This is a genomic window from Vibrio brasiliensis LMG 20546 (assembly GCF_000189255.1).
Lineage (GTDB): Bacteria > Pseudomonadota > Gammaproteobacteria > Enterobacterales > Vibrionaceae > Vibrio > Vibrio brasiliensis.
The window spans coordinates 1-17,683 of record NZ_AEVS01000051.1; the positions used below are offsets into that span (position 1 = coordinate 1).

General features: G+C 45.2%; 16 protein-coding genes and 1 pseudogene. 7 read left to right on the forward strand and 10 right to left on the reverse strand.

Annotated features, from left to right (window positions below):
* Positions 1–1,018, reverse strand: a pseudogene (locus RH46_RS08635) (acyltransferase); the annotation flags it as partial.
* 296 nt (positions 1,019–1,314) lie between these two features.
* On the opposite strand from RH46_RS08635, the gene RH46_RS08640 reads away from it, so the two are divergent.
* Together RH46_RS08640 and RH46_RS08645 are read left to right on the forward strand one after the other, a co-directional pair.
* On the forward strand, positions 1,315–1,560 hold the full coding sequence (locus RH46_RS08640; protein WP_006879034.1) for a hypothetical protein: 246 nt from the start codon (positions 1,315–1,317) through the stop codon (positions 1,558–1,560).
* 222 nt (positions 1,561–1,782) lie between these two features.
* Positions 1,783–2,631: a delta-class carbonic anhydrase gene (locus tag RH46_RS08645; RefSeq protein WP_006879035.1), complete on the forward strand. Its 849-nt coding sequence runs from the start codon at positions 1,783–1,785 to the stop codon at positions 2,629–2,631.
* A gap of 189 nt (positions 2,632–2,820) precedes the next feature.
* Here RH46_RS08645 and RH46_RS08650 read toward each other — a convergent pair whose 3' ends face one another.
* The 5 genes from RH46_RS08650 to ectA form a co-directional block, all read right to left on the reverse strand.
* Entirely contained in the window at positions 2,821–3,216 is a 396-nt protein-coding gene (locus RH46_RS08650; RefSeq protein ID WP_006879036.1) for a DUF2391 family protein, read from the reverse strand.
* Positions 3,217–3,420: 204 nt separating this feature from the next.
* The gene (locus RH46_RS08655) at positions 3,421–4,845 is read right to left on the reverse strand and encodes an aspartate kinase (protein WP_006879037.1); all 1,425 of its coding nucleotides are present in this window, start codon (positions 4,843–4,845) and stop codon (positions 3,421–3,423) included.
* A gap of 72 nt (positions 4,846–4,917) precedes the next feature.
* On the reverse strand, positions 4,918–5,304 hold the full coding sequence (locus RH46_RS08660) for an ectoine synthase (RefSeq protein ID WP_006879038.1): 387 nt from the start codon (positions 5,302–5,304) through the stop codon (positions 4,918–4,920).
* A 12-nt stretch (positions 5,305–5,316) separates the two neighbouring features.
* Positions 5,317–6,585 (reverse strand): diaminobutyrate--2-oxoglutarate transaminase, encoded by a 1,269-nt coding sequence (gene ectB, locus RH46_RS08665; protein WP_006879039.1) that lies wholly within the window; start codon positions 6,583–6,585, stop codon positions 5,317–5,319.
* Positions 6,586–6,596: 11 nt separating this feature from the next.
* On the reverse strand, positions 6,597–7,151 hold the full coding sequence (ectA, locus tag RH46_RS08670) for a diaminobutyrate acetyltransferase (protein WP_174263842.1): 555 nt from the start codon (positions 7,149–7,151) through the stop codon (positions 6,597–6,599).
* Between the two features lie 583 nt (positions 7,152–7,734).
* Between ectA and RH46_RS08675 the strand changes: the two genes are divergently transcribed.
* The 4 genes from RH46_RS08675 (at position 7,735) to RH46_RS08690 (ending at position 12,796) form a co-directional block, all read left to right on the forward strand.
* Complete coding sequence (locus RH46_RS08675; protein ID WP_006879041.1) at positions 7,735–8,499, forward strand: helix-turn-helix domain-containing protein; 765 nt, start codon at positions 7,735–7,737, stop codon at positions 8,497–8,499.
* 120 nt (positions 8,500–8,619) lie between these two features.
* Positions 8,620–10,704 (forward strand): VIT and vWA domain-containing protein, encoded by a 2,085-nt coding sequence (locus RH46_RS08680; RefSeq protein WP_006879042.1) that lies wholly within the window; start codon positions 8,620–8,622, stop codon positions 10,702–10,704.
* Between the two features lie 381 nt (positions 10,705–11,085).
* Positions 11,086–11,688, forward strand: coding sequence for a rhomboid family intramembrane serine protease (locus RH46_RS08685; RefSeq protein ID WP_006879043.1), 603 nt, complete (start codon positions 11,086–11,088; stop codon positions 11,686–11,688).
* A gap of 652 nt (positions 11,689–12,340) precedes the next feature.
* Positions 12,341–12,796 (forward strand): GNAT family N-acetyltransferase, encoded by a 456-nt coding sequence (locus RH46_RS08690; RefSeq protein WP_006879044.1) that lies wholly within the window; start codon positions 12,341–12,343, stop codon positions 12,794–12,796.
* A 34-nt stretch (positions 12,797–12,830) separates the two neighbouring features.
* On the opposite strand, the gene RH46_RS08695 is transcribed toward RH46_RS08690, so the two are convergent.
* The 4 genes from RH46_RS08695 to katE1 form a co-directional block, all read right to left on the reverse strand.
* Positions 12,831–14,060, reverse strand: a complete 1,230-nt coding sequence (locus tag RH46_RS08695; RefSeq protein ID WP_006879045.1) for an RNA polymerase sigma factor — start codon at positions 14,058–14,060, stop codon at positions 12,831–12,833.
* Positions 14,061–14,063: 3 nt separating this feature from the next.
* Positions 14,064–14,423, reverse strand: a complete 360-nt coding sequence (locus RH46_RS08700) for a YciI family protein (RefSeq protein ID WP_006879046.1) — start codon at positions 14,421–14,423, stop codon at positions 14,064–14,066.
* A gap of 227 nt (positions 14,424–14,650) precedes the next feature.
* On the reverse strand, positions 14,651–15,115 hold the full coding sequence (locus RH46_RS08705) for an ankyrin repeat domain-containing protein (RefSeq protein WP_006879047.1): 465 nt from the start codon (positions 15,113–15,115) through the stop codon (positions 14,651–14,653).
* 100 nt (positions 15,116–15,215) lie between these two features.
* Positions 15,216–16,730 carry a catalase KatE1 gene (katE1, locus tag RH46_RS08710; protein WP_006879048.1) on the reverse strand — a complete coding sequence of 505 codons (1,515 nt, stop codon included), beginning with the start codon at positions 16,728–16,730 and terminating at the stop codon, positions 15,216–15,218.
* 325 nt (positions 16,731–17,055) lie between these two features.
* Here katE1 and RH46_RS08715 point away from each other — a divergent pair, with 325 nt between their 5' ends.
* Positions 17,056–17,643, forward strand: coding sequence for a TetR/AcrR family transcriptional regulator (locus RH46_RS08715; RefSeq protein ID WP_006879049.1), 588 nt, complete (start codon positions 17,056–17,058; stop codon positions 17,641–17,643).
* The last annotated feature ends 40 nt before the right edge of the window (positions 17,644–17,683 follow it).

Genomic DNA, 17,683 nt, shown 5'->3' on the forward strand with positions numbered 1-17,683 from the left:
CTGAATAGCAGTCGATACAAAGGTGTTTTCTCTAACCTTTGACCAATAAGAAAGTCAGTAAAGTTGCGCCAAACAGTACCAGCATGTCTTTAGCAAAGCCTGTTAACGCCAGCATGCCCGAGACATTCATCATGACAATGATCATTGGCAGGTGGGCGACATACAGCGGCAGCACATACTTGGATTGATCAGTTAGCCACAATCCTTTACCGACTTCAGGTTTAGCCAGTAACCACATAAAGCAACCTGTGCCCCAAATAAACGTACCAAACAGATAGTCATTGGCGTTAAAAGCCTGATCAACGTGAGTGAGCTGCCAGGCTTCAACGAAGTGCAGTACCATGCCCGCCCCTGCGAGCATGAGTGCCTGTTTCGCTGTGATAGACAGTTGGCGCTGACGAATCATAAAACCAATCGCGAAGAGCAAGGTGCTAAAGAACGGACCATTGCGCGTGAAGAATGGTGTTGGCAGCTCGGTAATAGCCTGATAACTGCCAGCCAGAACCCCGTAAAGGTAAAGTATCGCGCCGATAGGAATAAACAGTGCCAGCTTGTCGAGTTTAGCCAGCAATGCCGCGATGGCTGCTGCGCAGATGAGCGCTGGAATAAACCACAGATGAACGAGCCCGCCTTCAAGCAGCGAGTTAAGCGGAGTTTGTGCCAGAAAGCCCCAGTAACCCTGACGTTCAGCCAGATAACCAGACTTCATTACGGTTGCTAAGTTAAATGGCATCAGCAAACTGATCACACTCCAAACGATAAAGACACGAAGCAGAGGAGAAACATAGCGCTGTAATGTTTCCCCCGGCTTTACGACCAATTTGGGTTGGATCAGGTAACCGGATATGAGGAAAAACAGCGGGACCGCAAAGCGAGTTGCCTGATTAAAAATGTAGCCGAACCAAGGCGTCTCATCGATCTGCCAATAGGTCAAAAACATCTGACAATGCATGGCTGCGATCGCCAAAATAGCGATCACGCGTCCAAGCTCAATACTTTGAATTTTCTTACTTACCATAACGACAAAATTTAGCTAAAAGTAGCCAACATATATCAGTAAACCCCTTTAAAAGGGCGAATCTAAATCAAGTTGTTGTACTGTAACAGGCGATTGGAGGTGGGATTTGCGAGATGGCTCAATAAGTGAGAGTTGGGGTGGTCAGCTCTGCTCCAAGGGGAGGTAAAGCGCACCTGATGGCTACTGTATGTGGATTGGCTGTTTATGGTTAGAATGTCTTATGGTACAAACAATGAAATTATAGATATTTGCGGCTTTGCCACAGTCGTTCTCCATTTAAAACAAAAAGATTTACTATGAATTTTGATATCAATGCACTGAAACACCACCAACTGGTCGAAGATGGTCAACTAGAGGGATGTTACATTCACCAGCCAGCACCGGGCAGCCAACAAGATGATCAAGCGGTTTTGGCAGAGCGCCAAGCGCTGGAAAAAATGGGCTATAAGGTGGTACAGGTTAAAGCTAAAGGCGGTACAACAACATTTGCAGAGGCTATGCAAAAGCTTGCCAAACAGACAGGTCACCTACCGAAAGAATAAGCCAATTGGTGCCAGGGGTAATGTGTCGGTATCATTCGCCTTTGACTGACTAGCAAACTTAGCGAAACCCAATGCATCTGCTGCTTTGTTTGCAACCCCGTACAATTAATTGGAATCGACTACTCACTCTCACAAAAGCTCACACTTTTTCTACGCACACAGAAACCTAACACCTATATATTCATTTGTTTTCATAATAATCGAAAAGGTGTAAATCTGCATATGAATAAGATGTTACTTTTGTCTTCTGTACTTGTGATCGCTCCGCAAGCCGCTATTGCCTCAAACGGTCATGATGTTGCCGACAGTGTTATTGCACAACAACGCGCAATGCTGGCCGAAAACACTCAAGGGAAAGGATTTGGCCCTCAGTCTCCACGAGATATCGACAACCTGACTGGCAACAATACCCGTTACTTTGGTCAAGCACCCGAATACACACAAATGAACCTGTGCAATATTCACTTTCACAAAAATGCTGAGCATAAGGGCGGTGAATTTAACGTCTACGCAGGTAATGGTGATGGCAAAGGCTACAATACTGGCTATGTCTATAACGGTAAGTTGAGTGACGCTGAGCTTAAGCCGTTTAAAGGCACGGTCGGAGCGAAAGGCCATGGTCAACTAGAGCCGGGTGATACTATTGAGCTTCACTACGTTCATTCAACGGCTCAGGTTAAGCCAGGACCGACGCTCGGCTCTTGTTTGAGTGAATCAATTACTAATCCGCAATTACGCGTAGAAACGCAGGTGTTTGTGGTTGTTAACGATAAAAAGGCACTAAACTTCGTCGATCTGACTAAATTTGAGGTGAAAAATGGTGTTTATCAAGCGCTAAATATCCCGACAAACACTGGCAAGCCGATTCAATATGCCGGCTCAACCACTGGCCCTGGCTACAATGAAAAAGCGTCACCACTGCAAGTGACCTGGAGCGTGCGACCAAAAGTGGCGAAAGTAGACATCGCCTCAGTCGCACAATGGCTAGGAGACAATGCGTTTGATGAAGACCATGCTCATGGTGTTCGCAACCTTGTGACTAACCCGGATTTGTTATCTTCGGGTCATTAAGCTAGCCAGAGATTGAAACCAAGCGGATGCCAATGCATCCGTTTTTTTATGTCTGATGGCAGAGAATGTTGACGTTTCACAGCCAGATTATGGTGTGTGTCCCTTTAAGGCTTTAACGAAACTTAGTGAGTACTCGTTCGTATCAAACCATAGCTCCAGCTGTGAGAAAACTCACTCATTTCTTATCTACTACTCCTTATCAAAGCTATCGACAACAATTGCTCCCATTGACGCTGGCATAGAAATAATGATGACTCGTTTGAGCGCAACCAGCGGCTCTGAAAACAGCGGAAGCTTATTGATGCAAAATAGAACCAGCATAACTACTAAAGTTGTGATGAAATAGGCGACAACGATACGCAATACGAAAACAAATTTACGATTAGCGATATTACGTTGAAAGACACTTTCAAAAGTGTATAAGGTGAGAAAAACCAGCGACAACAAGAACAACATGAATAGGTTTTGTAACGGCAATGTTTCTCCCAGACGCCAAGCCTCTTCTGAAAAAGAGATGGGGACCGCGAGCGCAAACGCCCCAACAAATATCTGACTAGCGTCTTCGAAGTTAAAGCTGTATTTCACAATAGTCTCCCGGCTTTTTCGAGGCTGAGGACGACAGGTCAATGAAGCTGACCTTTTGAGTAAGTATGAGGTTAAGTCTAGCTTCAATACTAAATAAAGGCTCACTAAGTAAGAAGGAGCGGCACTTTCAAGTTAGAAAGGCCGCAGATTAGATCAGACTTTTTCATTCACATTAGACTTTGTGAAAAAGTAACTAGTTAACGATCAAATCGCCACACTGCGTACTTGAGTTTGCTGATCAAAAAACACCTCATGCAATGCGCAAATGGAAGGTTGATACTCATCGTCATCTACAACAAACTGAACATTCACATTTCTTACGGAAGAATGAACGGCGATAGGTGTGATATTTTTCTCCATAAGCGCCAATACACCTTTCGCAAGCGCTTGGTTGGTATCAAATTGCGACCCAATCGCCGATAGCAGTGCAACCATTCGACCTTTAATTTTAGCGTTGGGAAACCTTTTCTCCGTTTTGTACAGTACCTGATTTAATGCTTCACTGCTGCCAGTGAGATAGTAGGTCATGGAGTTCGCATTCATCTCCTTGCCCACCAGTTTCACTCGCGTATCGGTGATGATTTGCATAAGTTCGTAACTGACGTTGTCAACGCAACCGACCATAGTTTGGTCGAACAGATGTAGAGCAAACACTTTCTCTTTGCCCGCAATAATCTCTACTCTATCCATTGTTGGGCGAAAAGCGCCCGAGATCAGTGTCCCTGGATGCTGAGGTTCAAAAGTGTTTTTGATCTGAAGCTCAATACCACTTTCACGCAGACCTGCCGCTGCATTGGGGTGAATCGCTTCCATACCCAGATTGGCAAGTTGATCCGCGACGTCATAGTTTGTTTCACCCAGAGGCCTCACCCTTGCAGAACCAACAACACGTGGATCGGCGGAGCTTAGGTGGTACTCTTTATGAATGATGGCCAAATCAGCTTTGGTTATTGATGCAATTCGACTAAACGTCATCTCGCTATAGCCACGATCATAAGTCGACATAAGCCCTTCTTCACAAGAGGCGTAGCCCGTCACGATAGGTAACTCTTGGCTTACATCTATGCCGGAAAACGCATCAGCAATGCAATCATCCAGGCTCTTTGGTATCTGTGTATCCCAACCTGACAGATCAACAAGCGTTGCATTGACACCGCAGTTTTTGAGCTTCAATGCCGTATTATAGGCACTGTGTACTTCACCAATAGAAGCAAGAAATTCTCTGACTTGTGGGAGATAGTGGCGAAGTGAAAACTGCCCATATTGACAAGTTTCCAGTATGTTTGAGATGCATAATTTCGCTTCAGCAATTCGTGAGCGAATAAACTTATCTGCGCGAAGACGGTTCATGGGATCGGCAAAGATATTCTCGTTCACAAGAAGCATTCTTTGCTCTAAGTAATCCAGCGCTTGCTTCCAACGTTCATCTCGTTGTGCCACCAGTTGATACACACCTGGCTTACCTGTTTTTTTACACTCTAATAAGGCATCGGTGATCCCGCCGTAAGCGGATACCACAAATACCCGGTTATACGTTTGCTCATCGCTGTCTTTGATCAAAATATTATCTAGAACAGCATCGAATGCTGTCATTGAAGTACCGCCGATTTTCTCTACGGTATAAGTCATGATAGGTCCTTGTGGTTGATAGTATTTAGAGAGTGTTGCCAGGCCTACTAGTGGCCCGGCTTATGCGAGTAGCTATTCAATCAGTGGGTAGACACCATTTTCGTCATGAGTCTCTTTTCCCGTGATTGGCGGATTAAACACGCACGCCATGACCATTTCTTTACCCTGGTAAGCGCGAAGGTAATGTTCATCATGCTTATCTAAAATGTATAGCGTTCCCGGTTTAATTGGGTAGGTCTTGCCACCAACCACTTCGATTTCACCTTCACCACTCATACAGTAGACCGACTCCAAATGGTTCTGATAATGGATATGCGTCTCTGTATTCTCAAAAATAGTGGTGATGTGAAATGAAAAGCCCATGTTGTCATCTTTAAGCAACATACGGACACTTTCCCAAGTTTCTGACGCGACTCTGCGTTCGCTATCGCGGCATTCTTCTAATGTACGAACAATCATTGATTTCCCTTATTACGATGCTTTTTTGAATTGCTGTTGGATGACGACTTCAACCGCGTTTTGGAAGATTTCTAAGCCTTGTTTCAACTCTGATTCGGTAATGGTCAGTGGCGCAAAAAATTTGATGACTTCATCATCCGGCCCAGCCGTTTCTATCACTAAGCCATGCTCAAAACATGTTTTTGCTATCTCACTTGCTAACTGCCCAGTACAACACTCGATGCCGATCATCATTCCACGTCCTTTTTGCTTCACAAACAAACCAGAATGGCGGTTTAAAGTAGAGGTGATCACCTCGGCAACTAAGGCAGAACAATTGGCGATATGTTGTTCGAAAGGTTTGCTGTCAGCCCAGTACATTTCGAGCGCTTTGGTGGCGGTTACAAAGGCGTGATTGTTACCACGAAAGGTTCCGTTGTGTTCACCGGGACTCCAAACATCCAGTTCAGGTTTCATCAGTACAACGGCCATTGGCAGACCATAGCCACCAATAGACTTGGATAAAGTCACCATGTCAGGCTCTATTCCTGATGGTTCAAAGCTGAAAAAGGTGCCCGTTCGACCGCACCCTGCCTGGATGTCATCCACAATCAGCAAGATGTCGTTTTGTTTGCACAGGCTGCTAAGGCGTTGCAACCACTTATCTGAGGCGACATTAAGCCCACCTTCACCTTGCACCGTCTCGACAAGCACTGCAGCAGGTTTGTCCAGACCCGAGGAGTGGTCGTTGAGCATGGTTTCAAACAGTGTGAGACCATCGATGTCAGCATAACCTTCGAAAGGCAGCCGTGTGATGTTGTTTAGATTGACCCCTGCGCCCTGACGATGGTGCTGATTGCCTGTGGCAGCCAAGGCGCCAGCCGTACAACCATGAAAACCATTGGTAAACGCAACCACTGAACTGCGTCCTTTCACCTTTCTGGCTAACTTTAATGCTGCTTCAACTGCGTTGGTTCCAGTTGGTCCAGTGAACTGAACTTTGTAGTCGAGCCCTCTTGGACCAAGAACATAACTTTGCAAGGCTTTGAGGAATTCTCCTTTTGCGCTTGAGTGCATATCGAGCCCGTGAGTAATACCGTCAGCCTCAATGTAATCGAGCAATGCTTGCTTAAATATTGGGTTATTGTGGCCATAATTGAGCGAGCCAGCCCCAGCAAGAAAGTCTAGGTACTTTTTTCCTGACTCGGTTTCGAGCCAGCAACCTTTTGCTTTGGTAAAAACAACAGGGAAGCTGTTACAGTAAGATCGTACTTGTGATTCTTTCTTGTCAAAAATATCCATGATTAGACCGTTTATCTATCTTCGTGATTGATTGTATTGAGTGGGATTCGATACAAATACTCCGTATCGTGTTTACCCTTGAAATGTGTCTTTTGATCGAGAAAAGTCGAAACGCTGCCTTGATTGCCATTCTGAGCATCAATCTTTTTGAACAATGCCCAGGATGCCCCGTTATCACGAGTGATCGTCGTTTCAATAGCCTTCACCTCCTGCAAAGCCTCTTTTGAAAGAAGCGCTCTGAGCATTTGATACGCAAGCCCCTTACCACGATGTTTTGGAGAAACCGCGACCTGCCATACGAAGAGAGTATTTGGTTCTTCCGGTTTTAGATAACCAGAAACAAAACCGGACACTTCACTCTCATGACGAGCGATCAGGCACGTTTTACGGAAGTGGGTTGATTGCAGGAAATTGCAATAGGAGGAATTAGTATCAAGAGGTGGGCATTCGGCAATGAGATTAAAGATGTCATCACCGTCATCCGCGCTAGGCTCACTAAACGAACCTAAATTTCCGGTCTCTTCTCCGATCTCTGGAAAAGCTACCCAAGGTGCTGAAACGATCATAGGAATGTGCATTTACTTTGTGCTCTAAACAAATTTCACATTCATTATCACGCAAGATAGGTCCCCAATAGCAAGTGATAGCCCCTTTTACGCCATTTGTTTGTGATTCAGATCACGAAATTTCTCATATTAATGTTTTGAGTGCTAATATTTAGAGTTAAAACTAAAGGTTTACTCAATAAGATTGTTGGTGAAAATTTATAGCAGACGTAGTCTTCACGCTTTAGTCCTTAGAAACAATACATGAGCTTATGTTTTATTGACTTAACTTTAGTTTTTGAGTGGTTGTTAGCGGTGGGTTTGATTGGGGGCTATGATTGTTGTCACTAAATTTTAGTTAGAACTCTAATTAATGTCAGCAGCGTGCGTCGATGCTTGTACTGTGTTGGTAATGAATTACAAGGGACAGACGCCACTACGTTGTTTATTGTCTGTGAGCTGAACAAGTGACTTACTTTTTTACGAAGGTTAAGGTGTGTGTCCCTTTAATGCTTTAATCTGGTCTGGCTATTTGTAAATATGATTACTTAGGTACTCGTTATCGGTTTCCGCTTAAAGTTAAGTGGTGAATCAAGGAGAGATAATGTCAGAGTGTAAGCAGGTCATTCAGACGCTGAAGAAACAGTTAAAGTCACATGGTGTGAATTATCAGGATGTCGCAAAAGCGCTGGATTTGAGTGAAGGCTCAGTGAAGCGCCTTTTCTCAAACGGTGGCAGCATGAGCCTGGATCGTTTGTCTGCGGTGTGTAATCTAATTGGTCTCGAAATGACGGCACTGTTTAAACTTGCTCAAGAAGAGAGTCAGAACCTTTCTGCACTGACTTGGGAGCAGGAAAAACAGTTAGTGGCTGATAAGGCGTTACTGCTGGTCGCCGTTTGTATCACTAACGGTTATCGGTTTGAACAGATCCTGGCCCAGTATAATCTCGATGAGCCTCAACTCATTCAAAAACTGGCGCATCTTGATCGCATTAAGGTGATTGAATTGATGCCGGGTAATCGCATCAAACTCAAGGTCTCCCCGTCGTTTTCCTGGATTGCAGGAGGGCCCATCCAGCAGTTCTTCCAACAACAGGTAATACAAACCTTCTTCCACACGCACTTTTCTAAAGATGACGAGAAACTGGTGATGTCGACCGGGCTAATGTCTTTACCTGCCAACTACAAGTTCCAACAGCGCATTCAGCGTCTGGTGAAAGAATTCTATGAATCGTGTAACAGCGACAGCGATTTACCTATGGAAGAGCGACATGGTACCTCGATGGTGGTTGCCATGCGTCGCTGGACCTTCCCGCTGTTTGATGAGTTTGAAAAAGGGGACGACACAGCTAAAAGTCGCGCCGGATAATACCTGCAGTATTACTATTTGCCACTTTGCCCGATGCGCTTTGTCACTTTACTGCCTTAGTGCAACCTACTGAGCAACAGGAGAAAGATTCTCTGATGACAGAAGGTAAAGGAGGCAGTAATGTTGAACCGACTGAAAATGATCTCACAAAACGCCATTTGGGGCGTTTTGCTTATCACTGCACTTATCGCTGCGTTTTCACCGAAGGCACTAGCAGCTGGATTACTCAAACCCGTTAACGGCCAATACAAAGCTCTTCAGATTGAGTCACACCATGTTGAGGTAGCGATTCAGGACGGTTACGCCACTACGTCGATTGAACAGACGTTCTATAACCCCAATGACGCAGAGCTGGAAGCGTTGTACTCGTTCCCTGTTCCTCAAAAAGCCGTTGTGGGCGAATTTATCTATTGGATTAACGGCTCGCCAGTCATTGCCGAGGCCGTCTCTAAGGAAAAAGCCCGTAAGATTTACGACGACCAAAAAGCGCAGGGCAACGCCACAGCACTGACAGAAAAAGACCAATACAAAACCTTTGATATCCGAGTGTACCCAGTACAGCCGCAACAGAGCGTGAAGGTGAAGCTGGTCTATATGCAAGATGCCTTGTTGGACCATGGCATTGGACGTTACGTCTACCCGTTGGAAGAAGGCGGTGTGGATGAAGCAAAAAACAGCTTCTGGACCCGTAACGATAAAGTAGAACAGGATTTCTCGTTCAATGTGACATTACGTTCCTCTTATCCCGTTGATGGTGTCAGGCTGCCTGCACACCCTTCGGCAGTGATTACTCAGCAAGCGGATGGTGAACATACAATCTGGACGGCGAACATCGGTAATTACATCGACAAGACCGAGCGAGAGGGCGAGTCTCAACAAACTGGCCAAGCTTCGATGAGGCTCGATCAGGACGTGGTTTTCTACTGGCGCTTACAAGATGGCTTACCGGGCCGAGTTGATATGGTGGCTTACCGCGATCCAGAAACATCTAAGCGCGGCACGGTGAAACTGACTTTTACACCAGGTGATGATCTGACCCGAGTAACACAAGGGCGTGACTGGGTGTTCGTATTGGATAAGTCAGGCTCTATGTCTGGTAAGTATTCAACGCTGGTCGAAGGTGTGCGTCAGGGGCTGGGTAAGTTGCCTGCTGAAGACAGATTCCGTGTCGTGATGTTCGATAACAATACCTATGATTTAACCGGCGGCTTTGTAGCGGTTAACCCGACCAATGTCAGCAAAGCATTGCAGTCAGTCGAGCAGGTTGAACCGAGCAATGGCACCAATCTTTATGAAGGTATGTCTGCCGCTATTCGCAGGCTGGATGACGATCGTCCTACCGGTATTGTGCTGGTGACAGATGGTGTGGCCAATGTGGGTGTAACTGAAAAGCGTCGTTTCTTTGAACTGATGGAAAAACATGATGTACGACTGTTTACATTCATCATGGGTAACAGCGCTAACACACCACTACTGGTACCAATGACCAAGTTATCGAACGGGGTGGCGACATCAGTATCGAACGCGGATGACATCATCGGCCACCTGATGAACATCACCAGCAAGTTGACCTATCAGGCCTATCGTAATATCCAGCTTGATATTGATGGCGTGAAAATTAAAGACCTGACTCCAGAGCAAATCAGCAGTCTTTATCGTGGTGAACAACTGACGGTGTTTGGTCATTACTTCAAAGGCGGTGAAGCGGATATCAAGCTGACCATGGACATTGGTGGAACGTCGCAACAATACCGCACTAAAGTGATGTTGCCAGATTCAGCCATTGAGCATCCAGAACTTGAGAGAATGTGGGCGTTTTCAGCGATTCGTGACTTGCAGGAGCAAATGGATTACCTGGAGCAAAAAGACAGTGACAAAGAGCAGGCGATTGAAGATATAGCGCTGGAATATGGACTGTTAACGGATTACACCTCGCTGTTAGTGGTAGAAGAAGACGTATTCCAGCAGCTGGGTATCGAGCGTAAAAACCAATCGAGAGTACTGAAAGAACAAAGCGCCCGTGAGGTGAAACAGAACAAACCGGTGACACCAACCCGTGCGGATAACAATCAGCCGATGTTTAGCCAGCCAGCACCGACGCACTCTGGCGGTGGTAGTGGCGGCAGTATCAACATCCTCGTATTGCTAAGCATGATATTGCTGGTGGTGGGTCGAGTGGTAATGAGAAGAGAACCAAACGAATAAAAGAGGTTAAAGACGAAAAGAGGCTGCATGGTGTCAGCCTCTTACATCACAAGCCTTCGTGATTTAAGGACAGCAGTTGAACTGCTGTCCAGTATTAATGATACCTTTCCGGTCTTGAAAGCTGACTATTCATCAACGACAAGTGCCCCAAATTGCACTGAGTTTGCACCCAGTCTACTTCCACCCGAACCACTTCAATAATTAGCAGACACTTTGCCGCCTAATTGCGAGATAAGTGACACGTTCTCAGCTATTTAATCCACTAGTTTCATAGGCTTGTGTGATAGTATCTGAAGATATTTAGCAATTAGAAGTGCAGTACATCAGCGGATTAGTCGTGCACTTTGTGTGCTAATAAGCGTTAGTAGCAAGGAGAAAAACGTGACAAAAAGGCGTATACCTTACGCAACACTAGTGTTGGTTTTCTCAACAGTAGTTATATCTCTAGGTGTGAATTTTCAAATATCTGGTTCGCTGTTCGGTAAGATCAATATTACGGAGCTAGAGCCTTTTGGAGGCTTCACATATAAGCACATATTAGATCTAGAGTTATGGCGTTTAGTAGTTTCTCAGCTGATTCACGTCAAGCAATACCATATGATCTATAACGCTTTTTCATTGCTTGCGCTTGGCTGCGTTTTTGAACGAAAAATAGGTTCTGGCGTTTTTCTATCGATTTGGTTTATTGCGGGTTCAGTTGGCACTTTTGCCAGTACATTCACGGTACCTGAACCGTGGAATTTGGGGACTGGCGGTTCGCAAGCAATTTTAGCTTTAGCTGCCGTTGGGCTTACCATGTACCTAAGAAGAGAGATTAGAGGTAAGTTGGCGCTGGCTATTTTAGTTTTAACAATTTTACCTGCGTTCGCTTTAGATCTGATTTTCAGCGAACATCACCTTCCAAAGGTTGGTCATGTGGTTAGCTTTGCCTTGGGTGTCGTACTATTGTTTTGTTTTCAGCAACGTCGAAAGATTTGCTACTAACAAATTGCTCAAGCAGACAGCTAACAGTCGGCGATTTTGGTTTGGTTGAGTTCAGTGATTACGTGGCTTTGCTTTAGTGTTGTGGTCGTTAGCTGCAACTTAGCAAGGCGTTATGTAACCCATGGAGTTTAGGAGTCTTTTAGTGCGGAAGTGTGTTGGAAATAGAATAATATGGCCTCATAAGTACTTAACTTGGCAGTCCCAAATGATATGTGTACTAACTTTAGTTTCAATCGTCATTGGGCGTGGCATATATCAGGTTGTAAATCATAGTACTTTATATCCTGGGCTATTTGTGTCTCTTTATATGAGTGCAGTCATCGCTTGTTATCTATATGACAAAGGTCTACCAATAGGGTCTGTAACAGTTGATTTTGAGCCAAACGACCTCGCCAAGCAGTACAGTAGATTGGCGATAACTTCATTATCATCTGTGATCTATACAGTATGCATACTGAAAGGTGTAAGTTAGATTTTACCGAAATAACTGAAGCGCAGGATTACATAACAAGCATTTAAGAGTGATTCCCAACGGCTCGGCACTTTCGGTTTGATTCAGCTTTAGTGTTTACGGCACAATCATTTAGGTAGGTGGTAACCTTGCCCACTACTTTATTTGGCATTAGCAGTCAGAAGTAATAAGGATCGATAGATGGAATTAAAGTATCGTTCAGCCGATTTTGAAGATTTGGAAAGCCTTGTTGCTTTGCTTTCAAATGACCCACTTGGTAGTAAAAGAGAAGATGCCTCTGTCCCGTTGAATAGTGCCTATCTTGAAGCGTTCGAAGCAATTACACGAGACCCAAACAACGAATTACTTGTTGTTGAACTGGAAAACTCTCTAGTCGGAATGCTTCAAATTACCTTTATTCCTTACCTGACGCATATTGGTAGTTGGCGCTGTCTTATCGAAGGTGTTCGAATTCATAGTGACTACCGTGGACAAGGTTTCGGCGAGCAAATGTTCGCACATGCTATCGAACTGGCAAAAAACAAAGGCTGTACAATCGTTCAGTTAACAAGTGACAAGCAGCGCCCAGATGCAATCAGGTTCTACGAAAAGCTTGGGTTTAAAGCAACACATGAAGGGTTTAAGCTTGCGTTGTAGGATGTGTTTAAGAGTGACTCCCAACGCTTAACGCTCATTGATTGACTGCTCGTAAGCCCAGCTCTAGAAACTTACGTGTCGCCTCATTTTGTGCCTTCTCAATTGCCAGTTGATAAAAAATGCCAGCCTGAGATTTGTCTCCTAATTTTCTGAGAATATGCGCACGTGCTGCGTACCAGGGTTGGTAATCTTTAAGCTGTTCTTTTAACTGGTCCAGCTTATTGAGTGCAGGTTCTGGATGACCTGTTTCTGCTATCACTACTGCCCAGTTCAAGGCTACAACCGGAGTCGGTTCGAACTGCCATAGGGATTGATAAAGCAAACCCATCTGATACCAGTCGGGGCTGGGCTTCATCATATGGCAATCGGCAATCGCAGCCTTTATCTGAAATGGCCCGGGTTGTCTTCGTTCGATGGCATTGGTAAGGATGTGGTGAGCTTCATCAATCTTGTTTTGATGCCATAGTGTCGAGTTCTGCTGTTCGATAGGCACTATAGCTCCATCTTTATTTATTCGCGCAGTGCTTCTCGCATCGGTTAGTAACATTAATGCAAGTGCAGCTTCGATTTCCGGGTCATTGGGTCTCAGCTTGTTCAGTAGTCTGGCCAAAAAGATACCCTCTTGGCATAGTGAACGTGGACACTCTGCTTCTATGATGTAGCCAGTGGTGAATATCAAATAGATGGTGGTTAACACTGTGTCCAGTCTGTCATGCCATCTATCGGCATCTGGGATAGAGAAACCAATTCCTTTGGCTTTGATCTTTGCCTTCGCGCGATACAATCGCTGTCCCATCGCTGGTTCGTTATCAAGAAAAGCGTCTGCAATTTCCTTGGTCGTTAAATTGCAGACCGTACGCAGGGTCAAAGCGATACGCGATTTTTCTTCCAGGGCTGGATGACAACAGGTAAAGATAAGGCGCAGACGTTCATCCGGAATTGTTTCGGCAACGTCATACACCTGACCACCGGTGAAAATCTCAGCAAGATCTTCCGTTTTACGTTGCTCTCGTTTCAGCGCGCGAAAATGGTCGATGCCTTTGTTTAAACCGACTCTCAGTAGCCAGGCCGAAGGGTTATCAGGCGGGCCGGATCGAGTCCAGTGCTTCAACGCAGCAATCGACGCTTCCTGTAAGACTTCCTCCGCCAACTGAAAATCGTCAAGGCGTGAAATAAGCCCAGCCAAAAGCCGTCCTCTGTCTTTGCTCAAGACATCATTAATAACATGACTGACAGCGATGGCTTTTGAACTGGCGTTATTCATCCGTTAACCAGCTTCGTTGTAATCCAACAATGGACGAACTTCGACGGTGCCAAACTTAGCCACAGGAATGATTTCTGCGCATCGTAGTGCGGCGTCCAGATCAGGAACATCAACGATATAGTATCCGCCCAAATGTTCACGAGTTTCTGCAAAGGGGCCGTCCATGGTTTCTACCTTACCGGACTTGATCCGCAGCGAGGTGGCCGTTTCAATTTCCTGTAACCCCTCACCGCCAACAAGTACTCCATCCTTTTCGAAAGTTTCTGAGGTAGTGGCAAAATCTTCCATCATCTTGTCGAATTCTGGGGTGCCAAATGCTGGCTCTTGGTCTGGTGCAGCGTAAAGCAACAGCATGTATTTCATGGTTAGTTTCCTTTTGGTTTGTTGTTTCATACTCAAGGACGTTTTCGCTTTGCCATTTTCGACATGAACTAAAAAATTTTTTTAGCTTTGTGAATGTACAATAGAACAGAGACTAACCAGTTATCAATGACGGAATAGAAAGGACAGACGCGATTACGCTAAATGTTTTCGGCACATTTAATCGGTTTTGCTTACTTCGCTAATAGCGCTCCACGAATTTAGAACAATCAGTGCTGAAGCGATTTCAGTACACTGGATTGGCCATAGATCTCGGCAAACTCGCTCAAATTAAGTCCCGCTTTATTGCGTAGCTCGGGTGAGCAGTCCGCTTGATAGAGGTCTTTAGCAATGCCGATTTCGCGCTTGATGAGTGCTCCCATTAATGCGGTATTACCGCGTTTATCTTGCAGACAAGCATTTGCGCCAGAGTCGAGCAGTAAGCGAACGGTTGCTCTGTTTCCTTGATAAGCTGCCACCATTAACGCGGTGTAACTCTGGTTGTTACGCTGGTCGACTGGAAAGCCTTGAGAAACAAATGTATCGACCACTTCGTTATTGCCAATACGCGCGGCATCAAAAAACAGATCGACCAGAGATTGGTATTCCTCTTCTAGCTTATCTTCGGCTGCCAACAAGTTCATCGAGAAGCACAGAGAGAACAAAATAGCGCTGAGAAAAAACATGGTTTTCATTGACTCATCCTCACTAACAGATGTTGAAAATGACCCACGGGAGCCCTGATTTTCGGGCAGAAAAGAGCAGTTAAATCTCCCGCAGGTCAAAACTTAATGCTTACATCATTGCTTTGTTTTTAACTTGCGTGAGGTTGGTATCCGTCGCCTCAGCCAGACGCGATCCGTACTCCTTATCTGCGCGATAGAAGTAACTCACCATGGTCTCTTTAACTTCTTTGTCCATTACCTTGTTCAGATCACCCGCTAAGTTGGCAATCAAATCACTTTGGTCTTGCTCATTCATGCTGCGGTACAGCACACCGGCTTGGTAGAAGTTGCGAGGCTTGCTGATCGCTTTCTGCTGAACAGAACCAACGAGCTTGGTTTCAACCGCTTTAAACTGCGTATCTTCTGCTAACGCCAGCTGACGGCTTGGTTGGTAGTTGACGTCGCCATTAGCTTGTTTGGCGTTGTTGCTCAATCCATTTTGATTATGGTTGTTCACTGGCGCTAAAGGACGGTTGACTGGCAGTTGGAACAAGTTCACACCCAGGCGGTATAGCTGCGTATCGGCGTAAGCAAACAAGCGACCTTGCAGCAAACGGTCTTCCGATGGCTCGATACCAGGAATAAGATTTGAAGGTGCAAACGCCGACTGTTCAGTGTCTAAAAAGAAGTTTTCTGGTAGGCGGTTCAACGTCATGGTGCCAACTTTTTGATCCGGTACATTCAGCCAAACTTTGGTCGCATCCAATCCGTTATAATCCAGTTTGCTGAGGGACTCTGGTGAAAGCACCTTCACGTAAAGGTCCCATTTAGGGAAGTTTCCACGGCCAATTTCTTTGTACAGATCATTAGTTAAATGGTTGAAATCTTTACCCTGCATTGCGGTTACTTCATCAGGACGGAGACTTTCGATGCCTTGCTGACTCTTCCATTGGAACTTCACATAGTTCACATCGCCTTGCTTATTGATCCACTTATAAGCGTGAACGCCAAAGCCATCCATTGTGCGGTAACTTGCCGGAGTACCTAGGTTGCTGTAAACCCAAGTCAGCATGTTGGTCGCACTCGGCTCATGACTGAAGAAATCAAAGAATCGGTTTGGATCCTGAACGTTGTTAACAGGAGATGGTTTTAGAGAGTGCACCATATCCGGAAACTTAATTGCATCTCGGATGAAGAACACAGGCAGGTTGTTCCCTACCAGATCCCAGTTACCCTGTTCAGTATAAAATTTAGTGGCGAAACCACGTGGATCGCGAAGTGTCTCAGGTGAGCCTTTTGAGTGAATAACGGTCGAAAAACGAACGAAAACAGGGGTTACTTTTCCTTTGTTAGTAAAAGGAGCGGAAACCGTTAAGTCACTAAAATCACCTGATGCAACAAACTCACCATGAGCGCCAGTACCACGAGCATGCACAACACGCTCAGGAATTCGCTCTCTGGCAAAACGCTGCAGTTTTTGGATCAGGTGAACGTCTTGCAGTAACACACTGCCGTTCTCACCTGCTGTAATTGAATTCTGGTTGTCACCAACCGGTGCACCATTATCTCTTGTCAGGGTTTGCGCCTGTAGAGATGTGCTGGCTAAGCCAACTGTAATTAATAAAAAGCTTTTTGACATCTGCATGGTTGCTCTCCAATGCGTGCTAGCCATCGAACCATTCGAGTGGTCAATGGATATTCAAAAGCTCTTTTCTGCCCACGAAGACTATATCTTCAATGATTACATTTGTTTAATGGGAAATACCGATAGATTTAATAGGGATAATCGATGAAATGATTTGAATTAAAAGGACAGACACCATTAGGTTGTTTCTCTTTTTGAAAAGATGCCCTGTCTTTTTCACCAAGGTTATGGTGTGTGTCCCTCTAATCTTCCTCTAATCCATCGTCAGTCTTGCAAAAAAGTACGAGTGTGCTAAAAATAGAGTTAGCAGTAATGAGAGAGCGGTATGAGTAAAGGCAGAATTACCCGAGAGAACATCTTAAGTAAGGCATTTGAACTGGCGAGTGAGAATGGGCTTGAGAGTCTGACGATAGGGGAGCTAGCAAAGCAGTGTGGGATGTCTAAAAGTGGCTTGTTTGCCCATTTTAACTCCAAAGATAACCTGCAAATAGCGGTGCTCGAGTATGCCAATTTGATTTTTACTCAGCGTGTGATTGCTCCTGCGCGGGAGAGTGCTTCGATTAGCATTGAGGAAAAGCTGACTTTGTTACTCGATAACTGGTTAGGCTGGAATCACTCTTTTCAAGGCAGTTGTATGTTTCTCGATGCGTGGAAAGAGACCGGAAGCGAAGCTCCACCGACTCAACAAGTACTGAAGAAGACAATTGCGACCTGGATTGAATACCTAACCATTCAGGTGGCAAAAGGGATCGATAATGGCGAGTTTCGCCACGATCTTGACCCTAAACAAGCGATATACGAACTGTATGGGTTGTACCTGAGTGCACACCTTTTTTACTCCATACGTGGAGAGCAGGCGAGTCAACAACACTTCTGGCAAGGCGTAAAGCGTCTGATGGCGGACTGGAAGTAGAATTAGGCTAAGTGGATCACTACTTAGCTTATTATTTAAA